Origin of the sequence: Brachybacterium sp. SGAir0954 (assembly GCF_005490785.1) — a bacterium.
Taxonomy (GTDB): domain Bacteria; phylum Actinomycetota; class Actinomycetes; order Actinomycetales; family Dermabacteraceae; genus Brachybacterium; species Brachybacterium rhamnosum.
Map to the genome: position 1 here is coordinate 1,418,512 of NZ_CP027295.1, position 19,742 is coordinate 1,438,253.

At 71.1% G+C, this 19,742-nt stretch carries 38 protein-coding genes and 3 tRNA genes; 9 read left to right on the forward strand and 32 right to left on the reverse strand.

The features are described from left to right. Nucleotides 1-6 precede the first annotated feature (6 nt). On the reverse strand, nt 7-378 hold the full coding sequence (locus C1N80_RS06240) for a hypothetical protein (protein ID WP_137769993.1): 372 nt from the start codon (nt 376-378) through the stop codon (nt 7-9). Between the two features lie 119 nt (nt 379-497). On the opposite strand from C1N80_RS06240, the gene C1N80_RS06245 reads away from it, so the two are divergent. Continuing rightward, nucleotides 498-932: a hypothetical protein gene (locus tag C1N80_RS06245; protein ID WP_137769994.1), complete on the forward strand. Its 435-nt coding sequence runs from the start codon at nt 498-500 to the stop codon at nt 930-932. Between the two features lie 86 nt (nt 933-1,018). Here the strand turns inward: C1N80_RS06245 and C1N80_RS06250 are convergent, their stop codons facing one another. The 29 genes from C1N80_RS06250 to C1N80_RS06350 form a co-directional block, all read right to left on the reverse strand. Beyond that, a complete protein-coding gene (locus C1N80_RS06250) occupies nt 1,019-1,783 on the reverse strand; it encodes a hypothetical protein (protein WP_137769995.1) in 765 nt (254 codons plus the stop codon). After that, entirely contained in the window at nt 1,780-1,995 is a 216-nt protein-coding gene (locus tag C1N80_RS06255) for a hypothetical protein (protein WP_137769996.1), read from the reverse strand. The genes C1N80_RS06250 and C1N80_RS06255 overlap by 4 nt, the downstream gene beginning before the upstream one ends. Beyond that, nucleotides 1,992-2,336, reverse strand: a complete 345-nt coding sequence (locus C1N80_RS06260) for a hypothetical protein (protein ID WP_137769997.1) — start codon at nt 2,334-2,336, stop codon at nt 1,992-1,994. The genes C1N80_RS06255 and C1N80_RS06260 overlap by 4 nt, the downstream gene beginning before the upstream one ends. Further along, nucleotides 2,333-2,650, reverse strand: coding sequence for a hypothetical protein (locus C1N80_RS06265; protein WP_137769998.1), 318 nt, complete (start codon nt 2,648-2,650; stop codon nt 2,333-2,335). The genes C1N80_RS06260 and C1N80_RS06265 overlap by 4 nt, the downstream gene beginning before the upstream one ends. Continuing rightward, entirely contained in the window at nt 2,647-2,916 is a 270-nt protein-coding gene (locus C1N80_RS06270) for a hypothetical protein (RefSeq protein ID WP_137769999.1), read from the reverse strand. Before C1N80_RS06270 ends, C1N80_RS06265 begins: the two co-directional genes overlap by 4 nt. After that, entirely contained in the window at nt 2,913-3,236 is a 324-nt protein-coding gene (locus tag C1N80_RS06275) for a hypothetical protein (protein ID WP_137770000.1), read from the reverse strand. Before C1N80_RS06275 ends, C1N80_RS06270 begins: the two co-directional genes overlap by 4 nt. Further along, complete coding sequence (locus C1N80_RS06280) at nt 3,233-4,114, reverse strand: hypothetical protein (RefSeq protein WP_137770001.1); 882 nt, start codon at nt 4,112-4,114, stop codon at nt 3,233-3,235. The genes C1N80_RS06275 and C1N80_RS06280 overlap by 4 nt, the downstream gene beginning before the upstream one ends. After that, nucleotides 4,107-4,241 carry a hypothetical protein gene (locus C1N80_RS15885; protein WP_255430915.1) on the reverse strand — a complete coding sequence of 45 codons (135 nt, stop codon included), beginning with the start codon at nt 4,239-4,241 and terminating at the stop codon, nt 4,107-4,109. The genes C1N80_RS06280 and C1N80_RS15885 overlap by 8 nt, the downstream gene beginning before the upstream one ends. Continuing rightward, nucleotides 4,238-4,618, reverse strand: a complete 381-nt coding sequence (locus C1N80_RS06285) for a DUF4326 domain-containing protein (RefSeq protein WP_137770002.1) — start codon at nt 4,616-4,618, stop codon at nt 4,238-4,240. Before C1N80_RS06285 ends, C1N80_RS15885 begins: the two co-directional genes overlap by 4 nt. Then, a complete protein-coding gene (locus C1N80_RS06290; protein WP_137770003.1) occupies nt 4,615-4,863 on the reverse strand; it encodes a hypothetical protein in 249 nt (82 codons plus the stop codon). The genes C1N80_RS06285 and C1N80_RS06290 overlap by 4 nt, the downstream gene beginning before the upstream one ends. 196 nt (nt 4,864-5,059) lie before the next feature. Then, complete coding sequence (locus C1N80_RS06295) at nt 5,060-5,761, reverse strand: hypothetical protein (RefSeq protein WP_137770004.1); 702 nt, start codon at nt 5,759-5,761, stop codon at nt 5,060-5,062. Further along, the gene (locus C1N80_RS06300) at nt 5,758-6,225 is read right to left on the reverse strand and encodes a hypothetical protein (RefSeq protein WP_137770005.1); all 468 of its coding nucleotides are present in this window, start codon (nt 6,223-6,225) and stop codon (nt 5,758-5,760) included. Before C1N80_RS06300 ends, C1N80_RS06295 begins: the two co-directional genes overlap by 4 nt. 169 nt (nt 6,226-6,394) lie before the next feature. Next, nucleotides 6,395-6,787: a hypothetical protein gene (locus C1N80_RS06305; RefSeq protein ID WP_137770006.1), complete on the reverse strand. Its 393-nt coding sequence runs from the start codon at nt 6,785-6,787 to the stop codon at nt 6,395-6,397. A 148-nt stretch (nt 6,788-6,935) separates the two neighbouring features. Then, nucleotides 6,936-7,409, reverse strand: coding sequence for a single-stranded DNA-binding protein (locus tag C1N80_RS06310; protein WP_137770007.1), 474 nt, complete (start codon nt 7,407-7,409; stop codon nt 6,936-6,938). 3 nt (nt 7,410-7,412) lie between these two features. Next, entirely contained in the window at nt 7,413-8,240 is an 828-nt protein-coding gene (locus tag C1N80_RS06315; RefSeq protein WP_137770008.1) for a recombinase RecT, read from the reverse strand. Further along, nucleotides 8,237-9,019, reverse strand: coding sequence for a hypothetical protein (locus C1N80_RS06320; RefSeq protein WP_137770009.1), 783 nt, complete (start codon nt 9,017-9,019; stop codon nt 8,237-8,239). The genes C1N80_RS06315 and C1N80_RS06320 overlap by 4 nt, the downstream gene beginning before the upstream one ends. Then, entirely contained in the window at nt 9,016-9,168 is a 153-nt protein-coding gene (locus C1N80_RS15440; protein ID WP_168198037.1) for a hypothetical protein, read from the reverse strand. Before C1N80_RS15440 ends, C1N80_RS06320 begins: the two co-directional genes overlap by 4 nt. After that, nucleotides 9,165-9,338, reverse strand: a complete 174-nt coding sequence (locus C1N80_RS15445) for a hypothetical protein (protein WP_168198038.1) — start codon at nt 9,336-9,338, stop codon at nt 9,165-9,167. Before C1N80_RS15445 ends, C1N80_RS15440 begins: the two co-directional genes overlap by 4 nt. Beyond that, the gene (locus tag C1N80_RS06325; protein WP_137770010.1) at nt 9,335-9,544 is read right to left on the reverse strand and encodes a hypothetical protein; all 210 of its coding nucleotides are present in this window, start codon (nt 9,542-9,544) and stop codon (nt 9,335-9,337) included. The genes C1N80_RS15445 and C1N80_RS06325 overlap by 4 nt, the downstream gene beginning before the upstream one ends. Then, nucleotides 9,541-9,663 carry a hypothetical protein gene (locus C1N80_RS15890; RefSeq protein ID WP_255430916.1) on the reverse strand — a complete coding sequence of 41 codons (123 nt, stop codon included), beginning with the start codon at nt 9,661-9,663 and terminating at the stop codon, nt 9,541-9,543. The genes C1N80_RS06325 and C1N80_RS15890 overlap by 4 nt, the downstream gene beginning before the upstream one ends. Continuing rightward, nucleotides 9,660-9,851 carry a hypothetical protein gene (locus C1N80_RS06330; protein ID WP_137770011.1) on the reverse strand — a complete coding sequence of 64 codons (192 nt, stop codon included), beginning with the start codon at nt 9,849-9,851 and terminating at the stop codon, nt 9,660-9,662. The genes C1N80_RS15890 and C1N80_RS06330 overlap by 4 nt, the downstream gene beginning before the upstream one ends. Further along, nucleotides 9,848-10,069, reverse strand: coding sequence for a helix-turn-helix domain-containing protein (locus C1N80_RS15450; protein ID WP_168198039.1), 222 nt, complete (start codon nt 10,067-10,069; stop codon nt 9,848-9,850). Before C1N80_RS15450 ends, C1N80_RS06330 begins: the two co-directional genes overlap by 4 nt. Beyond that, nucleotides 10,066-10,407, reverse strand: coding sequence for a hypothetical protein (locus tag C1N80_RS15455; RefSeq protein ID WP_168198040.1), 342 nt, complete (start codon nt 10,405-10,407; stop codon nt 10,066-10,068). Before C1N80_RS15455 ends, C1N80_RS15450 begins: the two co-directional genes overlap by 4 nt. An 88-nt stretch (nt 10,408-10,495) precedes the next feature. Beyond that, nucleotides 10,496-10,624 carry a hypothetical protein gene (locus tag C1N80_RS15895; protein WP_255430917.1) on the reverse strand — a complete coding sequence of 43 codons (129 nt, stop codon included), beginning with the start codon at nt 10,622-10,624 and terminating at the stop codon, nt 10,496-10,498. Further along, nucleotides 10,624-10,764 (reverse strand): hypothetical protein, encoded by a 141-nt coding sequence (locus C1N80_RS15460; RefSeq protein WP_168198041.1) that lies wholly within the window; start codon nt 10,762-10,764, stop codon nt 10,624-10,626. The genes C1N80_RS15895 and C1N80_RS15460 overlap by 1 nt, the downstream gene beginning before the upstream one ends. A gap of 73 nt (nt 10,765-10,837) precedes the next feature. Further along, the gene (locus C1N80_RS06340; protein WP_137770013.1) at nt 10,838-11,017 is read right to left on the reverse strand and encodes a hypothetical protein; all 180 of its coding nucleotides are present in this window, start codon (nt 11,015-11,017) and stop codon (nt 10,838-10,840) included. Next, a complete protein-coding gene (locus C1N80_RS15465) occupies nt 11,014-11,430 on the reverse strand; it encodes a GIY-YIG nuclease family protein (RefSeq protein ID WP_168198042.1) in 417 nt (138 codons plus the stop codon). The genes C1N80_RS06340 and C1N80_RS15465 overlap by 4 nt, the downstream gene beginning before the upstream one ends. Beyond that, nucleotides 11,427-11,630, reverse strand: a complete 204-nt coding sequence (locus C1N80_RS15470; protein WP_168198043.1) for a hypothetical protein — start codon at nt 11,628-11,630, stop codon at nt 11,427-11,429. Before C1N80_RS15470 ends, C1N80_RS15465 begins: the two co-directional genes overlap by 4 nt. Nucleotides 11,631-11,702: 72 nt before the next feature. Continuing rightward, nucleotides 11,703-12,053, reverse strand: a complete 351-nt coding sequence (locus tag C1N80_RS06350; RefSeq protein WP_137770015.1) for a helix-turn-helix transcriptional regulator — start codon at nt 12,051-12,053, stop codon at nt 11,703-11,705. Nucleotides 12,054-12,224: 171 nt separating this feature from the next. On the opposite strand from C1N80_RS06350, the gene C1N80_RS06355 reads away from it, so the two are divergent. From C1N80_RS06355 to C1N80_RS15475, 6 genes are all read left to right on the forward strand, one after another. Continuing rightward, the gene (locus C1N80_RS06355; RefSeq protein WP_137770016.1) at nt 12,225-12,794 is read left to right on the forward strand and encodes a hypothetical protein; all 570 of its coding nucleotides are present in this window, start codon (nt 12,225-12,227) and stop codon (nt 12,792-12,794) included. 22 nt (nt 12,795-12,816) lie between these two features. After that, entirely contained in the window at nt 12,817-13,137 is a 321-nt protein-coding gene (locus C1N80_RS06360) for an ImmA/IrrE family metallo-endopeptidase (RefSeq protein WP_205750682.1), read from the forward strand. 268 nt (nt 13,138-13,405) lie between these two features. Beyond that, nucleotides 13,406-13,479, forward strand: a tRNA-Asp gene (locus C1N80_RS06365). 100 nt (nt 13,480-13,579) lie between these two features. Continuing rightward, entirely contained in the window at nt 13,580-14,599 is a 1,020-nt protein-coding gene (locus C1N80_RS06370) for an NADP-dependent oxidoreductase (RefSeq protein ID WP_137770018.1), read from the forward strand. A 150-nt stretch (nt 14,600-14,749) separates the two neighbouring features. Next, nucleotides 14,750-14,822 (forward strand) — tRNA-Phe (locus C1N80_RS06375). Between the two features lie 260 nt (nt 14,823-15,082). After that, entirely contained in the window at nt 15,083-15,445 is a 363-nt protein-coding gene (locus tag C1N80_RS15475; RefSeq protein WP_168198044.1) for a metallopeptidase family protein, read from the forward strand. 23 nt (nt 15,446-15,468) lie between these two features. Here C1N80_RS15475 and C1N80_RS06385 read toward each other — a convergent pair whose 3' ends face one another. Both C1N80_RS06385 and C1N80_RS06390 read right to left on the reverse strand, forming a co-directional pair. After that, nucleotides 15,469-16,152 (reverse strand): response regulator transcription factor, encoded by a 684-nt coding sequence (locus tag C1N80_RS06385; RefSeq protein ID WP_168198045.1) that lies wholly within the window; start codon nt 16,150-16,152, stop codon nt 15,469-15,471. Further along, nucleotides 16,137-17,261 carry a sensor histidine kinase gene (locus C1N80_RS06390; protein ID WP_240811252.1) on the reverse strand — a complete coding sequence of 375 codons (1,125 nt, stop codon included), beginning with the start codon at nt 17,259-17,261 and terminating at the stop codon, nt 16,137-16,139. Before C1N80_RS06390 ends, C1N80_RS06385 begins: the two co-directional genes overlap by 16 nt. A gap of 164 nt (nt 17,262-17,425) precedes the next feature. Here C1N80_RS06390 and C1N80_RS06395 point away from each other — a divergent pair, with 164 nt between their 5' ends. Further along, nucleotides 17,426-19,075 (forward strand): alpha/beta hydrolase, encoded by a 1,650-nt coding sequence (locus tag C1N80_RS06395; protein WP_137770020.1) that lies wholly within the window; start codon nt 17,426-17,428, stop codon nt 19,073-19,075. A 106-nt stretch (nt 19,076-19,181) separates the two neighbouring features. Next, nucleotides 19,182-19,257, forward strand: a tRNA-Thr gene (locus tag C1N80_RS06400). Nucleotides 19,258-19,742 lie beyond the last annotated feature (485 nt).

Below are 19,742 nucleotides of genomic sequence, written 5' to 3' on the forward strand. Positions count from 1 at the left end.
CGCCTCCTATTCGTCGTAGGTGGGGTGGTCGGCTCCGAGGAGCCAGGCGAGGTCGGCGAGGGTCATGTGGACCCATTGCTGGGCGGGGTCGGTGGTGCCGCGGCGCTTGTGGACGACGACCCCGATTGCGGCGTCGTCGTTGCCGGCTTCGAGGTGGGCTTCGTGGATCCATCCGGCGAGGTCGGTGCGGGCGGTGTCTTTGAGTTCGAGGACGACGCGGTGGCCGCGGTGGCGGATCCCGCCGATGTCGCCTCGGTCTTTCGCGCCGGTCTTGACGCGGCGGTCGATGCGGTCGTCGAGGTGGTGGGCGAGCCAGTCGGCGATCTGGCGTTCGAAGCGTGCGCCGGCTGCGCGTGCGGATGCGCGGGTGCGGGTCATGGGGTCCTTCCGGGGCATGAAGAAGCCCCGCCTCTGGTGAGGGGCGGGGCGAGGGGGTAGTTTCCGGGGATGGATGTGGAGAGGATGGATGTGGCTGTGTGTGGAGTGGGGTGTGCCGGATGGGCCAGTCGGTGACGATCGGCAGTGGTGCGGTGGTGGGGATTTCGGCGGCGGTGCTGATCGCTGGTCTTGCCGTCGGTGGTGGGGCGCTTTTAGGTGGGTACGCGCTCGGCGCTGCTCGGCCGGCGGAGGTGCCCACGGAGCTCGCGGAGAAGACGTACACGGACGCGGACCTTGAGGCGGCTATCGCCGCCTGTGCGCTGGACGGTGCGGTCGTGGAGGATCATTCGGTCACGTTGCCGGGGGATGAATGGCCGGCACTAAACCGCCAGTGTTTCGTCACCGAGATGGACGCCACTGGTCTCGCTGACCGCGATTACACGGGGGGTCTCGGTGTCGACGGCACGTTAGGAGCGACCTACCACTGGTCGAACGTGACGATGACGTGGAAGCAGACGGATCAAGGCAGGGACCTGACGATCTCGGTCTCGTGAGGCTGCCCCGCTACCCGGGAGTGGGTGGGGGGCTGAAACTGTGAGTAGCGGGCGGCGCTACTTCCACTTCCCGAGCCTTCGCCACTTCACTCCCAGCGCGCGCGCAAGGCATCCAGCGAGTAGTACACCGCTGACACCACCGCGCCCAAGTCCGCGACGAAGGACCCATGCTCGAAGTCGTGCTGCCAGTAGAACCCGTGCGCAGCACCGCTCGCGGTGTTCCAGATGTACGCCAGCTGCTCCGCCAGCACTCCCGCCGGCTGGGCCGGATCCTGCTCTGCGATCGCCCGGGCGACGAGCTCCGCCGATGCCTGGATCATCGCTGCCTCCCCTTCCTTCTTCCCACGGGGGTGCGCCTGGATCTGCTCGAGAAGCATCGCGAGTTCGTCCGGGGTCGGAGCGAGCCCGGGGAGCTCCGTGAACGAGCCGAAGGATGCGAGGGCGCGGCCCAGGCTCACCGCCTCGTGCGAGACGACCATCCCCGCATGAGCCTCACGCTCCTCCGGGGAGTCGGGAAGGATGACGTATCCGACCCTGCCGGCGCCCATGAGCGCGGTGCGCATCATCCCGCGGAGCGGCGTGAGGATGGAGGCGTTGCCCCGGACGATGATCGCGATCTCCTGGAGCGAGTCGAGGGCCGCGGTGGCGGCGAAGCCCAGGGAGTGCGAGAGGTCCACTGGATCCTGGAGGACCGCCTGCTCGAGGCGGTCGACCTCGCTACCGGGGGCGGGTGCTGTGGTCAGCCAGGAGCGGTTGTCGGGGTTGGTGATGTGGTCGATGGTGCTCAGGGCTCTGGTCAGGTGGGCATGAGCAGCCGCGTCATCAAGGCCGAATTCGTACATGCGGGTCATCCTTCCAGTGCACGGCGGATCATGTCCGATCGGACGCGGGTGGCGATGTCGGGGTCGGGTGCTTCCTGGTCGAGCACGTCCCGCACGGCCTTGATCCGCGCCTCCGCCTGGTCGAGCGCTTCGGAGAGCAGGAGTGTGTAGGACACCAATTCCTCGTCACCCGACCTGCCGGTGAGCTTCCGCAGTGCGTCTCGGTCGATGTGCTCGGTCATGCGTCATCGCCTGCTTCCAGGATGTGTCGGAGCGGTTCCACGAGGGCCACGTCGCCGTCCGGGGATGGTGCCCACGGCTCGGAGATGTAGTCCCGCACGGCCCGGAGGACCGCCTCCGCGCGTTCAGCTCGGGCCTCCGCGACAGCAGCGCGCCTGCCTGCCCGCCAGAGCTCGTCATCGACGGCGTCGCGGGCACGGAACTCAGCGAACTCGGTACCCGCCTTGAAGTGGGCCCGATCGCGGGCGAACCCCTCGCCGTGGCTGGCCTCGGTGATGAGCGCCTTCGCAGCCTTCGCGGCGTCCGCTGATCGCTTCGCTTTGACCTTGTGGATGTGGGTCATGCGTCCTCCCAGGGGGTGACGAGGCGGCGGGCCGGGGTCTCAGCGATGGACGTCGGCGAGACGTGGGCGGTCGTCGCGTAGAGCGGCACGGGCCGGGTCCGCTCCTCCTCGGCTTCGACGGGCACGAGAGCCGTCCAGCCGATCACCTCGTCGTGCGCGTAGAGGCGGAGCTTCGAGGTCCACTGCCCGCCTTCGCTGACCCCGTCGAGGCGGGCCGCGGCCTGTCCATCGGGGCGGATCGCGCGGGTTGACAGGGGCAGCTGCTCGGCCTGCTCGGTGGTCTCGATGAGGACGGGGCGGTACAGGGTGGTCATCGGGTGGTCTCCTTCTCGATCTGGTCGGCGATGGTGCGAAGCAGGTCGGCGTCGTCCCTGTGGCACGGCAGGCAGTAGGGGGATGCGGCGTTGTCGTGCACGCTGTCCGCCGCGTCCCGGAGTGCTTCGGCTTTCGCCTTGCGCACCTCGGCCTCCACGATGGGGAGGACGGACTCGGCCATCTCCTCGGCGTTGAATCCGCACAGGTCGTCGCGCACCTCGTCCAGAGCCCGCGCGATCTTCTCCCGCAGCTCGTCGTCGCTCATCCCTGCCCCCTCACGTCACGGGCGGCACGGAGCGCGGCGCGCATGGCCCTCACGACGGCATCCGAGTAGAAGGTGAGGGGCGCGTCGAACCGTGAGCCCGAGAGGGTGATCCGGTTCGCGGCCCCGAGCGCCGCGACGACCTCGGCGTCGGTCGGCTCCTGCGCGGCGAGGTGAGCACGCGCCCACCCGGGCAGGCGCTCGGCCAGAACGCGGGGCAGGTGCTCGAACTCCTCCCCATCGGTCCAGGCGTCGGACATGGCCTGCCGCACGAACGCCTCGGCCTCTGCGCGTGCGGCGGTGGTGAAGTCGTCGGCGGTCATCGGGCATCCTCCTCGGAGGCGACGCGGCGGGGCTCCGACTTGTCGGTGAGCGGAGGGAGGACGCCTCGCGATGCCAGGTGGTCGGCCAGCTCGCCGTAGTGGTCCTCCGGGTGGGAGGCGACGAGCTCGCGCATGTACGCCTCGATCTCCTCGGCACCCTCGGGCCGCTTCGGGGTGGGCGGGTCCACGAGGCGGCGCTCCAAAAGGCCCTGGACGGCGGGCAGGTTGCCGTCAAAAGTCAGGGGGCCGTAGAACGACCCGTCGCCGTACCGCTCCATGTACTCGGCCCCGGCGGGGATGATCCCGTCCTCGGGCACGTGCGCGGCCTCCAACGCGGCGTCCAGGAGCTCGCGGGCGGTCATGGCGCGGAGGGACTTCACGGTCTCGTTCGCCTCGCGCAGAGACTCCCGCGCGTCGTCCCGCTCCCGCTCGGCCTCCTCCACGCGGCGCTCGAGCGCGTCACCCGCGCGGTCTGCGAGGCGGAGCGAGTATCGCAGGGGCTGCTGGTCGCGTACCAGCTTCCGCGCGGTCTCCTTCCACATGGCCGACATGGTGAGGGCGTCGTCACGCTCCCGCTCGGCCTGCTCCGCGCGCGCGTGCTCTTGCTTCCACAGGGCGGCGAAGTCGATCGTGTCCGTGAGCGGGCGGCGGGCGTCCTCGTCGGTCGTCGGGGCGGCGGTGACCGTGTACTCGGTCACCGGGACCCAGCCGTCGGCGGCCATGTCGGCGTCGGCACCCCACCACGTCGTCCAAGGCTCCATCGGGAGCGTCGTCTGCCAGGTGTCGGGACCGCAGCGGTGCGCGGTCCTCCCGCTCGGGCGGCGCGCGAAGTCAGCCTTGGCGAAGTCGGCGGCGGTGTAGGTCTTCTGGTCAGGCATCGGGGGTCTCCTTCTCGGTGGTGTACTCGGGGCGGGGGATCCAGAACAGGGCGCCCGGTGGGGCGTCGTCGAGGGTCGCGTAGCGGGTGCCGTTCTCGTGCAGCCACGGGGTGGGGTCGGGGGTCATGAGGCGTCCCTGTTCGCGAGCTCGAGGAGGACGTCGGCGTGGCACGGCTGGTCGAGCGGGCACCAGCACATGAGGTCCCGGCCCGCGAGCTCGGCGCGGATCTGATCGGGGTCCATCTCGTAGTTGCCCATCGGCCCGATGTGCAGCTCGTACAGCCGCACGGACTCGGCGACCATTTCGAGGCGGAGCCCCCCGCGGTCGGTTGAGCACACGAGGCTCGAGAAACGGCGTCCATCGGGGTCCGCGACCCACTGGAACCCGCCCTCGCGCACAGCGCGGAAGGGGTTGCCCCACTTCCCGGGCCGAGCCACTGACACCGCACCCTCGGGCTTCCGCCACCCCTTCGTGCGGCGCTGCTGGATCCGGCGGGGGCTCATGCCGCACCCCCGTCGCCGCAGTCCCCGAGTCCCAGGCCCTCGAGGTGCTCCGTCATCGCGGCATCCACATCGCCGTACCGGCCACCCTCCTCGTCCATGCAGTCCAGGTCGGCCCCGCACACGCACTCGTAGGAGACCTGCCACGGGGTGGGGCGGTCCCCGTACGTCCCGGGGTGCTTGATCGGGATCGGCTCGTGGATCGCGGACGTGATAGGCGCGCCGAACTGGTCGTAGAGGATCGTCATGACGCCCTCCTCTGTGCTCGGCGGGCTGAACGCGCAGCCCTGTTCCGCCGGCGTCGCTCGGCCCGCTCACCGGCGGGAAGCGCGTAGTCACTCACCGCGCGCGAAGCATCGTGACGGCGGTGGGAGTCGGGGTAGTGAGACGTCCCGCTCCCGCAGTGGCAGGGCTCGGCGGTCAGCGATCGGTCGTTGTCGGGGTTCATGACGTGGGTCCTTCCAGGAGGGCAAGCATGTCGAGCTGCACCGGGTGGTGCGAGAGGGTGTCGTCCGCCCACGTCGGGGCGGCGAGCATGTACTGGTGACGGAGCGCCGCCTGATGCCGGCGGCTGGACTGCTGGGCGGCCTCGAGGTCGCGGTCCGGGAGGATCGACTGCTCGACCCAGTGCCGCTGCCAGGCGGCGAGCTCGGTCAGCCACCACCGCGCCTCGTCCGTGGTGTGCGCGGCGGCATGTGCCTGGATCGCAGCCCACGACAGGACGCGGGTCGGGGGCAGGTCGTCGACCCTGTCCGCGCCGGGGCGGGCACCGGCCCACACGCGGAGCCCGTCACGGCACCACGCGTAGGACGACCCGTACCCCGTCGCTGTCGCGCCAGGGCGATGCTGAGGAAGGTGCCGTGCGAGCCGCTCCCCGTCCGTGATGAGGCGGGCGAGCAGCCACGGGGTGGCGGCCTCACGGAGGATCCGCAGGTCCGTCACGCACCAGTCCGAGGACTCGGCTGTGAGGGCGAGGCAGCCGACGCAGTAGCCGTGCGGGGTCCGCGCCGGCCGGGCATCCGGCATAGCGAGGAGCGGGTCGCAGAGCGCGCGCGGCACCCCGTCCTCCCCGGTCGTGGTGAGCTCCGCGACCCAATGCACCTTCCCGCCCGACTCGGCGAGCGGAGTCGTCACCCAGGCGCTCATGACGCGACCGCCTGCAGGAGGAACGCGGCCCGGGCGTGACCGTTCCGGTGCGCCGCACGGAGCGCGGAGTCCTCACGGGACCAGCCACAGCGGCGCATCGCCTCCTCACGAGGGACGCCCTGCTCGAGCAGGTGCACGAGATCCTCGAGCCGCTCCGCGCTCGTCGACGTCGTGCGCCCCGGGCCGCGCTCGAGGGTGACCCCGCCACGTCCACGACGGACCGACTCGATCACCTTGAGGAGCTGGACGATCTCGTCCCGCCGGCCCGGATCCTTGACCCGCACAGCGCGGGTCTCGAGGTGAGCGACGAGGGCGTCGAGGTCCGTGCCAGCGGCGACCGCCGCGAGCTGCTCGGCGTGGCGGCGTGCACGGTCGCGGGCGTACTCGCGGTTCGCTTTCCGGCACGCCGGGCAGTGGCACTTCTCCCGCACGTACCGGGAGCGGGTCCCATGCTCGGCGGTCATGACGTTCCCTTCGTGTAGGCGCGGAGGCGGGCATACGTGGCGGCGGCGCGACGGCAGTAGATGCAGCCGCACTCAGCGGACATGCGTTGCGTCCCGTGGGCGGGACCGGGGCGGGGCGTGCACGTTTCGCACGGGCAGAGATCCCGGCGGCGAGTACGGGTGTGGTGACTCATGCCGCGCCACGGATCGGGTGCACGTTCCCGGCGGCGGGGAGGTCGGACAGGTCGGCGATGCCGGCGAGGCGGCCTTGCTTCTCGACGGGGATCCGGACGGTGTCGGTGACCTTCACGCCGAGCTGCCGGAACAGGCCCGTGACGGACACGTACCGGTTCTTCGGGATCACGTACGCGGCGGGATCGTCAGGGGAGGAGGAGACGATCCGGAGGAGGAAGTCTTCCGGGTCCCACTCGAAGTAGATCGCGACGGGTTCGCCGAGCATCTCGACCAGTGCTCGGGACAGGACGAGCTTCGTTGCCCCGTTCGTCTTGTGAGCGGAGAGGGTGATCTGCGGGCCCGCGGACGGGGCCTTCTGGTGGGTCTTCGGCATCTTCTGGAAAGCCATGGTGTGGGTCCTTTCGGAGGGGTGGTTGGAGCGCGCCCGGTGCGGGTCTAGGCCGTGAGTCGCTCGAGGTCGGCGTCACCGGGGCGGGCATGACGAAGGCCCCCGCCGTAGCGGAGGCCTCAGAGATGCCGGGGTGTTGCTGCTGGGCTCAGAAGGGTGGGTCGTCGTACCCGCCCTGGTTGCCGCCGCCGACCCACGGGTCGGACTGCGGAGCGCCCTGGGGCTGGCCGTAGCCGGACTGCGGCGGGGACTGCGGAGCGCCGCCCTGCTGCTGGCGCTTCGGGTAGGCGCGCACACCGGTCGCGGTCACGTTCAGGGACTTGCCCTGTGCGCCGTCGCGGGTCGTGTACTCCTCCTCGAAGACCTCCCCGTCGACCGTGATCGTCTGGCCCTTCTCGAGGTTCATCGCGGCGACCGCCTGCGCGATCTCGCGCCACCAGGACACCCGGTACCAGGTCGTGTGCACGGTCTCGTAGTCCTGCCGAGCGTCGCCGGTGCTCCCGACCTTCTTGGACTTGTTGACCGCCACCGACGCGGAGACGACGGGCGTGCCGTCCTGCGTGGTGCGTGCCTCCGGGGCGCCGCCGAGGTTGCCGGTGAAGTGGATGGTTGCGTCTGCCATGGATCAGTTCTCCTCGGGGGCGGGGGTGAAGGAGTCCAGCACCTTGCTGATCTCCGGGCGGGTGAGCTCCGACCGCGACTCGATGTCGCGGCCGATGACCGAGCTGACGTAGCCGAGCGCTTCGTCGCGGCCCTCGAGGCCGTTCTCCTTAAGGACGGCGAACATCTTTCGGAGCTGCGCTTCCGACGGCACCTCACCGGTCTCCGCGATTGCGGCGCGGAGGTCGTCCTGCCCCTTCGTCTCGGCGACGGGTGCGGGGTCCTTGCGCTTGCGGGACACCTTCGTGGTCGGGCCCGCCGGCTTGGAGGGGGCAGCCTCGGGTGCGTCGGTGAACTCCCCGCCGAGCTCGTCGGGGGTGTGGGTGACGCCGTAGAGGGCGTCGGAGGCGCCCATGCGGCACACCTCGGTGATCGCGCGGGAGCGGAGCATCGCGGCGGGGAACTTCTTCCACGTCGGGTTGCTGGTGAGGCCGGCGGTCTGGGCGCGCTTGAGGTCCCAGGTGGCCGTGTACTCGAAGCCCTGGTCGTCGGCGCGGATGAGGACGGCGGTCGCTTCCTGGTCGTCGGCGGTCACGCGGAGCTTGTGTCCGGCGCGGCGGACGACGGAGGCGATCAGCTCAGCGGACGCGGACGGCTTCCCGTTGATGACGTGGATGCTGGTGATCGCGTGGATCGGCTTCACGTCGAGCGCGTCGGCGTACTGCAGGGCGAAGAGGAGGTTCGCGGGGTTCTGCTGGTACTCGCGGGGCAGCAGCCCGGACGGGGCGAGGGCCTTCGCGAACTCGATCTGCTGGCCGAGCGGGGCGGGCTCGTGGACGATGACTTCACTCATCGGGTGACCTCCTTGAGGGTCTTCGGGTTCCACCGGTTCTTCACCGCGAGGGCGGCGAGGAACGCGGTGAACGATTGGTCGATGTGCTCCCGGTCGGGAGACAGTTCGTAGAGGCGGGTGCCGGTCCCGGTCACGTGGGCGACGTAGGTGGCGGCGATGTCGGGGAGCGGGTGCTCCGTGTCGGGGTCGGTGTCGTCGACCCAGAACTCGGCGCGGGCGTAGGCGGCGGTCTGGATCGCCGTGTCCGGGTAGACGCCGGTCGAGGTCTTGAGGTCGATCTCGATCGGTGCCCCGTCGTGGAGGGAGGGGACTGATGCGATGAGGTCGAAGCGGCCGGCGTACCAGTGGGTCCGGTTCGCGACGGACTTCTCGGTGAGGAGCGGGGTCACGTCCCAGGCGTCGAGGAAGTCGACGTACCCCTCGACGTGACCGAGCAGTGTGTCGGGTACGTCGACGTCCTCGCCGTGGACGACGCGCTCGGCGAGGGCGTGGACGGCGGTGCCGCGGACGGCGGCCTCGTCCCGCTTCTTCCACGGCGCCTTCCGCCACTGTTCGTAAAGGTCGTCCCGGTCGATGTTCGCGAGGTTCCAGGCGGCCTCGGACGGGGGCAGTTCGCGGAACGACTGGGCCCATTCGGCGGCGGCCTCGGCGGCCTGGTTCGCTGCCCAGTACGCGAGCGCCGGCTTCGGGATCCCGCCGCCGATGATCGTTGTCGCTCCGGTGACGGGTTTTCCGTCGAGGCGGTACCGGTGCGAGGCCTCGTTGAAGGTGAGGGTCATCGGTCGCTCCCGAGGAGCATGTCGGCGACGTCGAGCGCGCCGTGCCGCTCGAGGTACCTGCGGGCGCCTGCCATCTGCTCATCGCTGATGGTGACGTCCTCGAGCATCTTCCGCCGCTGCTCGATGGTGAGGATGCCGGGGTTGCTCAACGGGCCACCGCCTTCCACAGGTCGAAGGGCTCCTGCCAGGCGTGGAGCTTGACGGGCTTCCCGAGGGCGACGGTCGTCTCAGATCGGGTGAGGCGCCGCCACGGCATCTTCTGGGCGGCGTCGGCGTCACAGGCCTTGGTGATCGCCGTGTCGGTGAGGACGGGGGTCATGCCTTCTGCTCCTTCTTGCGTTGCTTCTCGATGTGGCCGACGGCCTGGGTTCCGGTGGGGTCCGAGTACGTGGGGCGGGTGCGGCGCTCGCGGCGCGGTTCTGCCTGCCACGGGTTGTTCGACTCGGGCCGGCGGGGGAGGTCACTGTCGTCAGCGCGCTTCGTGTACGCCGCGTCGAGGAGAGCGGCGAGCCTGTCGCGGGTCATCGGTCCCTCCGCATCCACTCGAAGAGCTCGGCTGCGGCCGCGAACGCGACGATGCCGACCAGGGAACCGACGCCGAGAGCGACGAGCGTCAAACCGAGGGGCACATCCAGCGGGCTCATGCGGTCTCCTCCTCGTCGTCGTCGAGGGGACCGAGGAGCACCCACTCGGCGTACTCGATCGCCTTGTCCCGCGAGTACGGGAGGATCGCGAGGAGCACCTTGAACCGCTCGTCGGCGTCGGAGTCGGCGAGGTCGGGGAGCGGGGTCGCCCGGGGCGGGCGGATGTCACGGGGCGTCGGGGTGCTCATGCGGTCCTCTTCTGTTGGGCCGCGGAGCGGCGGTTGCGGGGTGCGATCAGCGGCGGGGTGGCCGGCGTTCGGGGTTCGATCGCGGTGCGGGGGATCCGCCACTGCTGGCCGAACTTCTGCGCGCCGGGGAGCTTCTTGGTGCGGCAGAGCAGGCGGACGGTGTAGGGCGAGAGCTGCAGCTCCTCGGCGGCGTCATCGGGGGTGAGCCAGTCGGTCACGGGGTCTCCTCTCGGTGGATGTCCCAGCGGGTGGCGGACCTGCCGGAGGGGGTGTGGCCGTTCCGGTCGACGGCGCGGACGCCTTCGAGGGTGTGGAGCTCGGCGGTGCGGGTGCGGATCGATGCGGCGGAGGAGCCGGGGACCATGCCGTTGCGGGCGAGGAAGTGCCGGCGGATCTGGTCGTGGGTGAGGGGTCCGTGGGCGGAGAGGATCGAGAGGATCTCCGCTTGGATCGCCCAGACCTTCCCGACCGCCGGCGCAGCCGCGTGGGACGTGGGCGGGTTCTCGAGGCGGGCGGCGAGGGACGTGTAGATGGGGGTGTGGTCGAGGACGGTCACGGGATCGCCTTCCTGTGGGTGGGGGCGGTGGATGCGAATGCGAGGGCGAGGTCGCGGAGCCAGTGGTGGCGGCCGCGTCGGCGGGCCCTCACTCCGTGTCCTCGGTGGGTTCGGTTGCCGGTGCCTCGGTGGCGGCGGCGAGGGCGGCCTCGGCGCGGTCGGCGTGGGCCTGCATCAGCTGGATCCACGGGGGCACCGTGGGGACGGGGGTCGACATCAGGCGTCCACCTCCTCGATCTGCGCGAGGGCGAGGTCGAGGAGGGCATCGAGGTCGTCCGGGTGGACGTACGCCTTCTCGTGCAGCTCGCGGGCGTCGGCGGCCTGGTGCCGGAGCCGGATGATCTTCTGGTGATCCATCGGGGTGCCTCCTTGAGGGCATAGAGAAGGCCCCCGCCGAATGGCGAGGGCCCGTGGTGTGAGGTAGATGGGGTCAGCGGTAGCGGGGCTTCGTCACGACGGAACTGGTGCGGATGCCGACTCCTCGCGGGGGGAGGCCGGCGGACCCCCTCGCCGCACGCTCGGCAGCTGCCTCCCGCTTCTGGCGGTCGCGGGTGATCGCCTCAGCCATCACCGCGCGGATCCGCTCGTCACGGCTCATCGGCTTGCTCATGCCTGCTCCTTCGATCCAGGGGTGGGTGTCATCGGTCCGAAGCGGCGGGCGTACTCGCGGCGGAGACAGCGGATCGCACTGTTCGCGTCCCCTCGGAAGTGGACTCTCGGGCGACGCTTGAGCTCCGCCTGCAGGCGCTCGCGCAGCTTCGCTTCGGGCCAGGACGCGATGTCCATGAGGTAGATCTGGCGGTTCAACCGGGGCTCGTGGAGGGCGATCTGTTCCCGCTCCACCTCGAGTGCCGTGTCGCGGCTGGGGTGGACGGTCACGCGGAGACGATGGGTCTGCTCCGCTATCCCCGTCTTGCCGTGCTGCTTCATGCGCGCCGCCACGTCCTTGGTGCACCCCACGTAGATCACCCGTCCCTCGGTGTCGAGGCACCGGTAGACGAAGTGCGTGTGGCGCCGGCTCACGCGCGGACCTCGAGGGTGGCGAGGATGCGGCGAACCGCGGTCTCGCCGGTGGGGTCGGCGTACTGCATGGGGGTCGCCTCGCCGCGCCAGATCGCGAACAGCACCTCGGCGAGGCGGTGTGCGCGGCGGGTCGAGCAGCGCTCGCCCATGTCGGTCAGTGCCTGCTTCACGAGGTCTCGGGTCTCGAGGAATCCGGGCATGGCTGTCTCCTTGGATGAAGCCCTGGGGCTTGCCGTCGAACGACGGACTTGAGGGGGTGAAGCGGGGGAGGGTCAGGCGGCGGTGCGGCGCGAGGTCCGACTGGTGGTGCTCGCACCGTTTGTCACGGTGGGGTTGGCGGAGTCGGAGGTGACCTCGAAGACCTCCTCCAGATCGCGCTTGATCCAGTGGCAGATCGTGCGGGCGAGGTCGTCGCTGCACTGCGTCATCTTGCCGGTCTCAAGTGCGGAGATTGCCGCCTGCGTGCAGCGGCAGAGCGCTGCGAGGTCCCGCTGGCTGTAGCCCTGGGACTTGCGTCCGGAGCGGATGGGGACGGGGCTCTTCACCTTCATCCATGCCTCCCTTGAGTAGCGAGCCTTCGGTCGGCCGTATCCGTACGGCTTGCGCTCGGTGATGACGAACATGATGCCTCTCCTGAACCCTGATGACAAGTGGTGCGGGAACCATATGTCAGCCACTTGTCGCCCGTCAACCCCCTGCGCCGCAGGTGGGTGGGTGTTTCCCGGTAGTCTGGTTGTACTTTCTTCCGTTCGCCCTGGTGGAAGAAGTGAGACAACAGCCCAGAGGATCGAGCCATGACCCACTCGAAGCGAACCCTGCAGGACGTTGCCCGCCTTGCTGCCGACAGGAACGGCGGCAAGGGTGGTCGCGCTCTGCAGCGCATCGCGGAGAGCCGGGGTCTGACGCTGTCGTACGCGACGGTCGACCGGATCCTCGCCGGGAAGTACGAGAGCCGGCCCCAGCGCAACACCATCGAGGCGCTGGCGGTGCTCTCCGAGCTCCCGCTCGAGGAGGTCTACGAGGCTGCGGGGATCCCGCTCCCCATGGCGCCCTTCTCGGAGCAGGTGCCTGAGGGTGCAGACCGCCTCACTGTCGATCAGCGACGCGTCGTCCTAGATGTGATCCGCGGCTTCGTCCGCGACAACGATCGGATGGCCGACCTTGAACGACGAATCGAAGACCTCGCCGGCGACGAGCGCGACCCGGATGTACCGGGTGGACCTGTCTCTGATGGCGCAACAACTCGACCGTCAGACCGTCGTCTGAAACTGCTCTCCGAAGATGCCCCTGAGGGGCTGAAGGAGATGCCGTATGCCGCCGACGAGCAGCGCCCCGGGGACGACCCCGGCGAGGACCAGCACTGACCTGATCCTCCATGCCGAGGACATGGGAGCCCGCGTCGTCTGGGCCCTCGACCTCCCCGAGCGGGGCCGCTACTACCCGGGCATCGACATCATCGTCATCCGTCACGGCATGACCGAGAGGCGCACCGTCTCCACCCTCGCTCACGAGCTCGCCCACCTCTACTACGGGGACACCCTCTGCACTCCTGCAGTGGGGCGCCGCGCGTGGAGGTGGGCCGCTCGACTCCTCGTCCCCGACGACGAGTACGCGGCCGCGGAGCGGCTCGACCCGTCCGCCGGCGCGATCGCCCAGCACCTCGGCGTCACCCTTGACGTCATCGCCGCGTACCGGCGGGCGGCGTGACCGTGCCCTAGCCTGTGTCCCGGTGCACAACGTGTTGCCATCGGTGCAGGTCAGGGGCTCGCCGTTGCTCCATGCACCAGATGGTCAATGAAGGGTGTTTGCGCAGGTCGAAGCGCTTTCCTGACCCTCATGGAGTACCGGGTTCGAATCCCGTTGGGGGTACTGCTCGCAGGACTGCGAGGGGCGTCACAGCGAAAGTGGTCATGACCCCCCACGGACGTCCGGTAGAGTTATCCGAGTCGAGAGGCCGCGAGGCGGAACGACGAATGGCCCTGTAGCTCAGTTGGTTAGAGCGCCGCCCTGTCACGGCGGAGGTCGCCGGTTCAAGTCCGGTCAGGGTCGCCCCGCACAGAAGGCCCCGGAGCATCGCTCCGGGGCCTTCTGCATGCCCGGGGGCACAGGGTCACGAGGAGCAGGGGCGGACGGATCCTAGGGTTGAGGGATGAGCACCCCTGTCAACCACCGGATCCGTCTCGCCTCCCGTCCCCACGGCGTGCCCGCGCCGGAGGACTTCGTCCACGACTCCGCCCCGCTGCCCGTCCCCGGCCCGGGGGAGGCACTGCTGCGCACCCTCCACATCTCGCTGGACCCGTACGTGCGCGGCCGCATGAGCGACGCCCGCTCCTACGCGGCCCCCATGGAGATCGGGGACGTCATCGTCGGCGCGACCGTCGCCGAGGTCGTCGCCTCGGAGGCGGAGGGCCTCGCGCCCGGGGAGATCGTCCTCGGCTACGGCGGCTGGCAGGAGTACAGCGTCGAGCCCGCCGCGACGCTGCGCCGCCTCGACCCGGCCGTCGCCCCCGTCACCACCGCCCTCGGCGTGCTCGGCATGCCCGGCTTCACCGCCTATGCGGGCCTGCGCGCCATCGGCAAGCCCCAGCAGGGCGAGACCCTCGCCGTCGCCGCCGCCGCCGGGCCCGTCGGCTCCGCCGTCGGCCAGATCGCCCGCCTGCGCGGCGCCCGAGCGATCGGCATCGCCGGCGGCGAGCGCAAGGTCGAGCACCTGCGCGGCCTCGGCTTCGACGAGGCCCTCGAGCATCGCTCCCCGGACTTCCCGGGCCGCCTCGCGGCCGCCTCCCCGCGGGGCATCGACGTGTACTTCGAGAACGTGGGCGGCGCCGTGTGGGACGCCGTGCTGCCGCTGCTGAACGAGTACGCTCGCGTGCCCGTGTGCGGCCTCGCCGCCCAGTACAGCGCCACCTCGCTGCCCGAGGGGCCGGACCGCTCGGGGCAGCTGCTGGGGCAGGTGCTCTCGCGGAGCCTGACCCTGCGCGGCTTCATCCAGCGGGAGTTCCGCGAGGAGATGCACGAGGACTTCCTGCGGGAGATGACCGCCTGGGTGCAGGACGGCTCCGTGCGCTACGCGGAGGACGTCACCCGGGGCCTGGACCGGGCGCCGGAGGCGTTCGTCGGCATGCTGCGCGGGGACAACCTCGGCAAGGCCCTCGTGACCCTCGGCTGAGGCGCGACCGGCACTCGACCGGCCGGAGCGGGGCGACCGTCGAGTCCGTGAGGGTGGTGTGCCTTACACCGGCGGCCGTCGGTTGGGAGCGGGGCGTGAGCCCTGCTAGCCTGTTCCTCGGTCGCCCCGCGACCACGGCCTGACGGCCACGGCTCTGTAGCTCAGTTGGTAGAGCGTTCGACTGAAAATCGAAAGGTCACCGGATCGACGCCGGTCGGAGCCACCGCGGAAGGCCCCCTGCATCGCAGGGGGCCTTCGTCGTGTCGTGGCCAGGTCATGTCCGGGCCCGATCGTGCAGGGCGGTCGTCGGGCACCGATGCCACGTCTCGGGTCGCCGTCGTCCCCGTGCGCCGTCGTGCCCAGGGGGAGAGCCCGCGGCGGCCCAGGGGGACCTGCCTCGGGACGGCCCGCGTGAGGATCGGCCGGAGGAGCACGGAGTGCCGGCCCCATCGTGCTCCCACCCGGACATGCTTCGATGACCGCATGATCGAGATCAGCCGCGCGGACTTCGAGGAGGCGGTGGACGACGCCCTCGACTCGCTGCCGGACGAGATCGCCCGCACCATCGCGGAGTCCAACGTCGTCATCCTCGTCGAGGAGGAGCCGGAGCCGCGCGGCGACGGCACCGAGCTGCTGGGCCTGTACGTCGGCATCCCCCTGGACCGTCGCAGCGTGTTCGACGGCTTCCGCGAGCCGGACCGGATCTTCGTCTACCGCGGGCCCCTGCAGCGTCACGCCCGCAGCCGCGAGGACCTCGTGCGGCAGATCGCGGTCACCGTGCTGCACGAGCTCGGGCACCTCTTCGGCCTCAGCGAGAAGCGGCTCCACGAGCTCGGCTGGGGCTGAGCCCCGGGCCGCGCCGTGACGGCTCAGTCGGGCAGGTCGACGTCGAGGTCGCTGAGCCCCGCCTCGTGGGCGATGATCGCGATCTGCACGCGGTTGGTGCAGTCGAGCTTCGAGAAGATCTTCGAGACGTGCGCCTTCACGGTCGCCTCGCTCATGAACAGGCGCATGCCGATCTGCGCGTTCGACAGCCCCGCGCCCACCGCGCCCAGGACCTCCGTCTCCCGCTCCGTGAGCTGGTCCAGCCCCGGGTGGCGGTCCTGCCGGGAGCCCGGGTTCGCCTCCGAGAAGTGCGAGAGCATCCGCTTGGTGACCGTCGGCGCGAGCATCGCCTCGCCGCCCGCGACCACGTGCACGGCGCGGGCGAGGTCCTGCGGCGGGGTGTCCTTGAGCAGGAACCCGCTCGCCCCCGCCTCGAGCGCCTGGAAGACGTACTCGTCCATGTCGAAGGTGGTGAGCATGATGATCTTCGGCGCCTCCGCGAGCGCCACGACCGCCTTCGTCGCGGCGATGCCGTCCATCTGCGGCATCCGCACGTCCATCAGCAGCACGTCGGGCCGGTGGCGGTGCACGAGGGTCACGGCCTCGGAGCCGTCCTTGCCCTCGCCCACCACCTCGATCCCGGGATCGGCGCCGAGGATCATGGCCAGCCCGGCGCGCACCAGGGAGTCGTCGTCGATCAGTCCCACGCGGGTCACGTCGCCGGCCATGGGATCACCGCCCTCACTTCGAATCGTCCGTCGTCGGTGGGGCCGGAGGTGATGGTCCCTCCTGCGTGCAGCACACGCGTCTCGATCCCGGACAGGCCCATGCGGGCGCCCGGCAGATCCGAGGTGAACCCCTGGGGAAGAACATTACTGACCTCGATGATCAGCTCGGTACCGGGCTCGCCGATGAGCGCCACCCGGGAGTCGGTGAGCCGCGCGTGCTTGTGGATGTTCGTCAGCCCCTCCTGCACCACCCGGTAGGCGGTGCGCGCCAGGGCGTCCGGCACCGGGTCGTCGATGAAGTCGAAAATCTCCACGCTGATCCCCGCCTCGCGGGAGCCGGCGACCAGGGCGCGCACGTCCTCCCAGGTGGGCTGCGGGGCGAGCGGCGCCTCCTCGCCGTCGCCGCGGAGCACGCCGAGCACCTCCCGCAGCTCGTTGAGCGCGGAGGCGGCGGTCTGCCGGATGAGCCCGGCGGAGGCCTGCACCTGCTCCCGCTCGAGGTTCGGGTTCACCTCGAGGGCGCCGGCCTGCAGGGCGACCAGGGAGATCTTGTGGGCGACGATGTCGTGCATCTCGCGGGCGATGCGGGTGCGCTCGGCCCGACGGGCCTGCTCCTCCGCGAGGCCGCGGCCGGACTCCGCCTGCTCCGCGCGCTGGCGCAGCTGCCCCAGCAGCAGGCGCCGGGTCGCGGTGTACATGCCCGTCGCGGTCGCCGCCGCGACGACGAGCACGCTCGTGAGCGCACCGGTCACCGAGAGCATCGTGTCGCCGAGGAACAGCGTGGGCATCGCGCCCGCGACCCCCGCGACGGCCGCGATGAGCACCGTGCGCAGCCGCGAGGCGCTGCGCGTCGCGTAGGCGTAGGTGCCCACGACCATCACCACGAGGGAGCCGGCCAGGGCGTTGAGGGCGAGCACGAGCGGCAGCAGCCAGGTCCAGCGGGGCCAGCGCCACAGCAGGGCGGCGCCGAGCACGAGCGTCACCGCACAGGCCAGGAGATCGGCGCGCCCGGTGCGCAGCACGAAGGTCAGCATGGTCTCGAGGAGGACGAGGAGGGCGAGGCCCACCTCCTGCCACCGGCGTCTGACCGGCATCCCCAGCTCGTCCATCCGCCCAGCCTATCGGCGCTGAGAGCGGTGCGGCGCGCCCGGCGCCCTAGGATGTGCGGGCCCGCAGGACGGTCCTCGCGACCGCCCCGACCCCCGCCCGACCCCCGCCCGTCCCTCGCCCGTCGACTGCGCCGGCTCGTCCCCGCCGGCGCGCAGGAGCCTCCATGAGCAGCACCCTCCCCGCGTCCCGCCGCCCCCTCGCCCGGCTCGGCGTGCTCGCCGCCGCCGCGCTCCTCGCGGTCACCGGCTGCACCCCCGGAGGGGGGTCCGACGGGGCCGACGCGTCCGACGGCGGCGCGGACCAGGGCGCCGCGAGCACCGGGACGGCCGCCGCGGAGCTCGCGGACCTGGGCACCTCCCACGCCGCGGATCTCGACGTCGACCCGGCCTCGGACCCGGCCTACGCGCAGTACTACGACCAGCAGATCGACTGGGGCGCCTGCGAGGACGTGAGCGGCTCCGTCGGGCTCGAGTGCGGCACCCTCACCGTGCCGCTCGCCTGGGACGACCCCTCCGCCGGGGACGTGGAGCTCGCCGTCGCCCGGCAGGGCGCGACCGTCGACGCGAAGGGCTCGCTCGTCGTCAACCCCGGCGGCCCCGGCGGGTCCGGGGTGGACATGGCCGCCCAGGCGGATGCGTACTTCTCCGCCGACGTCATGGCCTCCTACGACGTGGTCGGCTTCGACCCGCGCGGCGTCGCCCGCTCCCAGGGCATCGACTGCCTCACCGACGAGGACCTCGACCAGATGCGCGCCGATTCCTTCGACCTCCTCACCGAGGGCGGCGAGCGGGCGCAGCACCCGTGGGTCGAGCGCCTCGCCGAGGGCTGCGAGGACGATCCCGGCTCCGCGGAGCTGCTCCCGTACCTCGACACGGCCTCCTCGGCGCGGGACCTGGACGTGCTCCGCGCGGCCGCCGGCTCCGAGCAGCTCGACTACTTCGGCTACTCCTACGGCACCTTCCTGGGCTCGACCTACGCGGGCCTGTACCCCGAGCGTGTGGGGCGGATGGTGCTCGACGGCGCCGTGGACCCGACGCTCACCGCGGACGACTTCAGCGCCGGCCAGGCGGGCGGTTTCGAGCAGGCCACCCGCACCTTCCTCGAGGACTGCCTGAAGCAGGGAGAGGGCGAGTGCCCCTTCACCGGCGACGTCGACGCCGCCGCCCAGCAGCTCCTGGACCTGTTCGAGAAGGCCCAGTCGGACCCCCTGCCCACGGACGACCCGGATCGCCCGCTCACCGGCGCCCTCGCCCGCTCCGCCGTGCTCATGCTCATGTACGACGACAGCTCCTGGCAGTACGGCCGTGAGGGGATCGCCGCCGCGCTCGACGGGGACGGCCAGATCCTGCTGAACATCGCGGACCAGTCCGCGAGCCGCAACCGAGATGGCAGCTACAGCGGCAACGGCAACGAGGCCATCACCGCCGTGAACTGCCTGGACCGCCCCGGTCTCGCGAGCGAGGAGGAGGAGACCGCCCTCGCGCACCAGCTCGCGAAGGACGACCCGGTGTGGGGCTCCTCCTTCTCCTACGCCGCCACCACCTGCGGCTACTGGCCCGAGAAGCCGGTGCGCGAGCCCGCCCCCGTCACGGCCGACGGCGCCGCCCCGATCGTCGTCATCGGCACCACCGGCGACCCGGCCACCCCCTACACGTGGGCCGAGTCCCTCGCCGACCAGCTCTCCTCGGGCGTGCTGCTGACCTTCGAGGGCAACGGGCACACCGCCTACGGCCGCTCGGGCGGCTGCATCGAGGAACAGGTGGACGCCTACCTGCTCGAGGGCACCACACCCGCGGAGGGCGCCCGCTGCTGACCCCGCGCGGCGCCGGGTGTGACCTGCGGCGGGATCCGCCCCGGCGTTTTGCGCCGGGGGCCGCCGGTCGCCTACAGTGTTCCGGTCCGCCGTGATCGGCGGTGACGCCGCCTTAGCTCAGTCGGTAGAGCGATTCACTCGTAATGAATAGGTCGCCGGTTCGATTCCGGCAGGCGGCTCCACAGGTCAGGACCCGGGACGACCCCCACGGTGTGTGCGCCGTGGGGGTCGTTCGCGCTCGTCGTGTGTTCGTCTGGTCCAGGGGGTTCGCAGGGGAGACCGTGCGACGCACCCCCGGCCTCCCGGGATGCATGCAGGCCTCCACCGTCCCGTCGGGAGTGAGGGCGCCCTTGCGACCGTCAGCAGCGGCTGTGTGCGCGGCGGGTGGTGCGCGAGCGTCGACGGCGGCGTCGCACGACCGATGCCGCCACCAGGACGAGCAGTGCGACCGATATGCGGATCAGCAGGATCCAGGGGGGTTGTCGTCGGTGAGCGGCGAGGCGCCGATCGCGAAGGCGAGGGCGGCGACGGCCAACGGGCACCGCGGGAGCAGCTCGGACCTCGTCGACGTGGGGTCGGGCTGATGCCTGCTCAGGTGCCGGCTGGGGTCGGGCCGCCCGGATGGCGGTCGGTCGACCGCCCGGTCGATCCCGCCCTCGCGGGAGCC

Excerpts from the sequence above, each read along its gene's own strand:
- C1N80_RS06240 (WP_137769993.1), bottom strand. The coding sequence starts at position 378 with ATGACCCGCACCCGCGCATCCGCACGCGCAGCCGGCGCACGCTTCGAA.
- C1N80_RS06275 (WP_137770000.1), bottom strand. The coding sequence starts at position 3,236 with ATGACCGCCGACGACTTCACCACCGCCGCACGCGCAGAGGCCGAGGCG.
- C1N80_RS15470 (WP_168198043.1), bottom strand. The coding sequence starts at position 11,630 with ATGCCCGGATTCCTCGAGACCCGAGACCTCGTGAAGCAGGCACTGACC.
- C1N80_RS06340 (WP_137770013.1), bottom strand. The coding sequence starts at position 11,017 with ATGAGCAAGCCGATGAGCCGTGACGAGCGGATCCGCGCGGTGATGGCT.
- C1N80_RS15890 (WP_255430916.1), bottom strand. The coding sequence starts at position 9,663 with ATGAGCCCGCTGGATGTGCCCCTCGGTTTGACGCTCGTCGCTCTCGGC.
- C1N80_RS06295 (WP_137770004.1), bottom strand. The coding sequence starts at position 5,761 with ATGAGCGCCTGGGTGACGACTCCGCTCGCCGAGTCGGGCGGGAAGGTG.
- C1N80_RS06325 (WP_137770010.1), bottom strand. The coding sequence starts at position 9,544 with ATGACCCGCGACAGGCTCGCCGCTCTCCTCGACGCGGCGTACACGAAG.
- C1N80_RS06360 (WP_205750682.1), top strand. The coding sequence starts at position 12,817 with ATGGGAGCCCGCGTCGTCTGGGCCCTCGACCTCCCCGAGCGGGGCCGC.
- C1N80_RS06245 (WP_137769994.1), top strand. The coding sequence starts at position 498 with ATGGGCCAGTCGGTGACGATCGGCAGTGGTGCGGTGGTGGGGATTTCG.
- C1N80_RS06305 (WP_137770006.1), bottom strand. The coding sequence starts at position 6,787 with ATGGCTTTCCAGAAGATGCCGAAGACCCACCAGAAGGCCCCGTCCGCG.
- C1N80_RS06385 (WP_168198045.1), bottom strand. The coding sequence starts at position 16,152 with ATGGCCGGCGACGTGACCCGCGTGGGACTGATCGACGACGACTCCCTG.
- C1N80_RS06290 (WP_137770003.1), bottom strand. The coding sequence starts at position 4,863 with ATGACGATCCTCTACGACCAGTTCGGCGCGCCTATCACGTCCGCGATC.
- C1N80_RS15475 (WP_168198044.1), top strand. The coding sequence starts at position 15,083 with ATGATCGAGATCAGCCGCGCGGACTTCGAGGAGGCGGTGGACGACGCC.
- C1N80_RS06395 (WP_137770020.1), top strand. The coding sequence starts at position 17,426 with ATGAGCAGCACCCTCCCCGCGTCCCGCCGCCCCCTCGCCCGGCTCGGC.
- C1N80_RS06350 (WP_137770015.1), bottom strand. The coding sequence starts at position 12,053 with ATGTTCGTCATCACCGAGCGCAAGCCGTACGGATACGGCCGACCGAAG.
- C1N80_RS06310 (WP_137770007.1), bottom strand. The coding sequence starts at position 7,409 with ATGGCAGACGCAACCATCCACTTCACCGGCAACCTCGGCGGCGCCCCG.
- C1N80_RS06330 (WP_137770011.1), bottom strand. The coding sequence starts at position 9,851 with ATGAGCACCCCGACGCCCCGTGACATCCGCCCGCCCCGGGCGACCCCG.
- C1N80_RS15460 (WP_168198041.1), bottom strand. The coding sequence starts at position 10,764 with ATGGATCACCAGAAGATCATCCGGCTCCGGCACCAGGCCGCCGACGCC.
- C1N80_RS06355 (WP_137770016.1), top strand. The coding sequence starts at position 12,225 with ATGACCCACTCGAAGCGAACCCTGCAGGACGTTGCCCGCCTTGCTGCC.
- C1N80_RS15885 (WP_255430915.1), bottom strand. The coding sequence starts at position 4,241 with ATGACCCCCGACCCCACCCCGTGGCTGCACGAGAACGGCACCCGCTAC.
- C1N80_RS06315 (WP_137770008.1), bottom strand. The coding sequence starts at position 8,240 with ATGAGTGAAGTCATCGTCCACGAGCCCGCCCCGCTCGGCCAGCAGATC.
- C1N80_RS06255 (WP_137769996.1), bottom strand. The coding sequence starts at position 1,995 with ATGACCGAGCACATCGACCGAGACGCACTGCGGAAGCTCACCGGCAGG.
- C1N80_RS15895 (WP_255430917.1), bottom strand. The coding sequence starts at position 10,624 with ATGTCGACCCCCGTCCCCACGGTGCCCCCGTGGATCCAGCTGATGCAG.
- C1N80_RS06390 (WP_240811252.1), bottom strand. The coding sequence starts at position 17,261 with ATGGACGAGCTGGGGATGCCGGTCAGACGCCGGTGGCAGGAGGTGGGC.
- C1N80_RS15445 (WP_168198038.1), bottom strand. The coding sequence starts at position 9,338 with ATGACCCCCGTCCTCACCGACACGGCGATCACCAAGGCCTGTGACGCC.
- C1N80_RS06280 (WP_137770001.1), bottom strand. The coding sequence starts at position 4,114 with ATGCCTGACCAGAAGACCTACACCGCCGCCGACTTCGCCAAGGCTGAC.
- C1N80_RS06270 (WP_137769999.1), bottom strand. The coding sequence starts at position 2,916 with ATGAGCGACGACGAGCTGCGGGAGAAGATCGCGCGGGCTCTGGACGAG.
- C1N80_RS06320 (WP_137770009.1), bottom strand. The coding sequence starts at position 9,019 with ATGACCCTCACCTTCAACGAGGCCTCGCACCGGTACCGCCTCGACGGA.
- C1N80_RS06260 (WP_137769997.1), bottom strand. The coding sequence starts at position 2,336 with ATGACCCACATCCACAAGGTCAAAGCGAAGCGATCAGCGGACGCCGCG.
- C1N80_RS06250 (WP_137769995.1), bottom strand. The coding sequence starts at position 1,783 with ATGACCCGCATGTACGAATTCGGCCTTGATGACGCGGCTGCTCATGCC.
- C1N80_RS06370 (WP_137770018.1), top strand. The coding sequence starts at position 13,580 with ATGAGCACCCCTGTCAACCACCGGATCCGTCTCGCCTCCCGTCCCCAC.
- C1N80_RS06265 (WP_137769998.1), bottom strand. The coding sequence starts at position 2,650 with ATGACCACCCTGTACCGCCCCGTCCTCATCGAGACCACCGAGCAGGCC.
- C1N80_RS06300 (WP_137770005.1), bottom strand. The coding sequence starts at position 6,225 with ATGACCGCCGAGCATGGGACCCGCTCCCGGTACGTGCGGGAGAAGTGC.
- C1N80_RS06285 (WP_137770002.1), bottom strand. The coding sequence starts at position 4,618 with ATGAGCCCCCGCCGGATCCAGCAGCGCCGCACGAAGGGGTGGCGGAAG.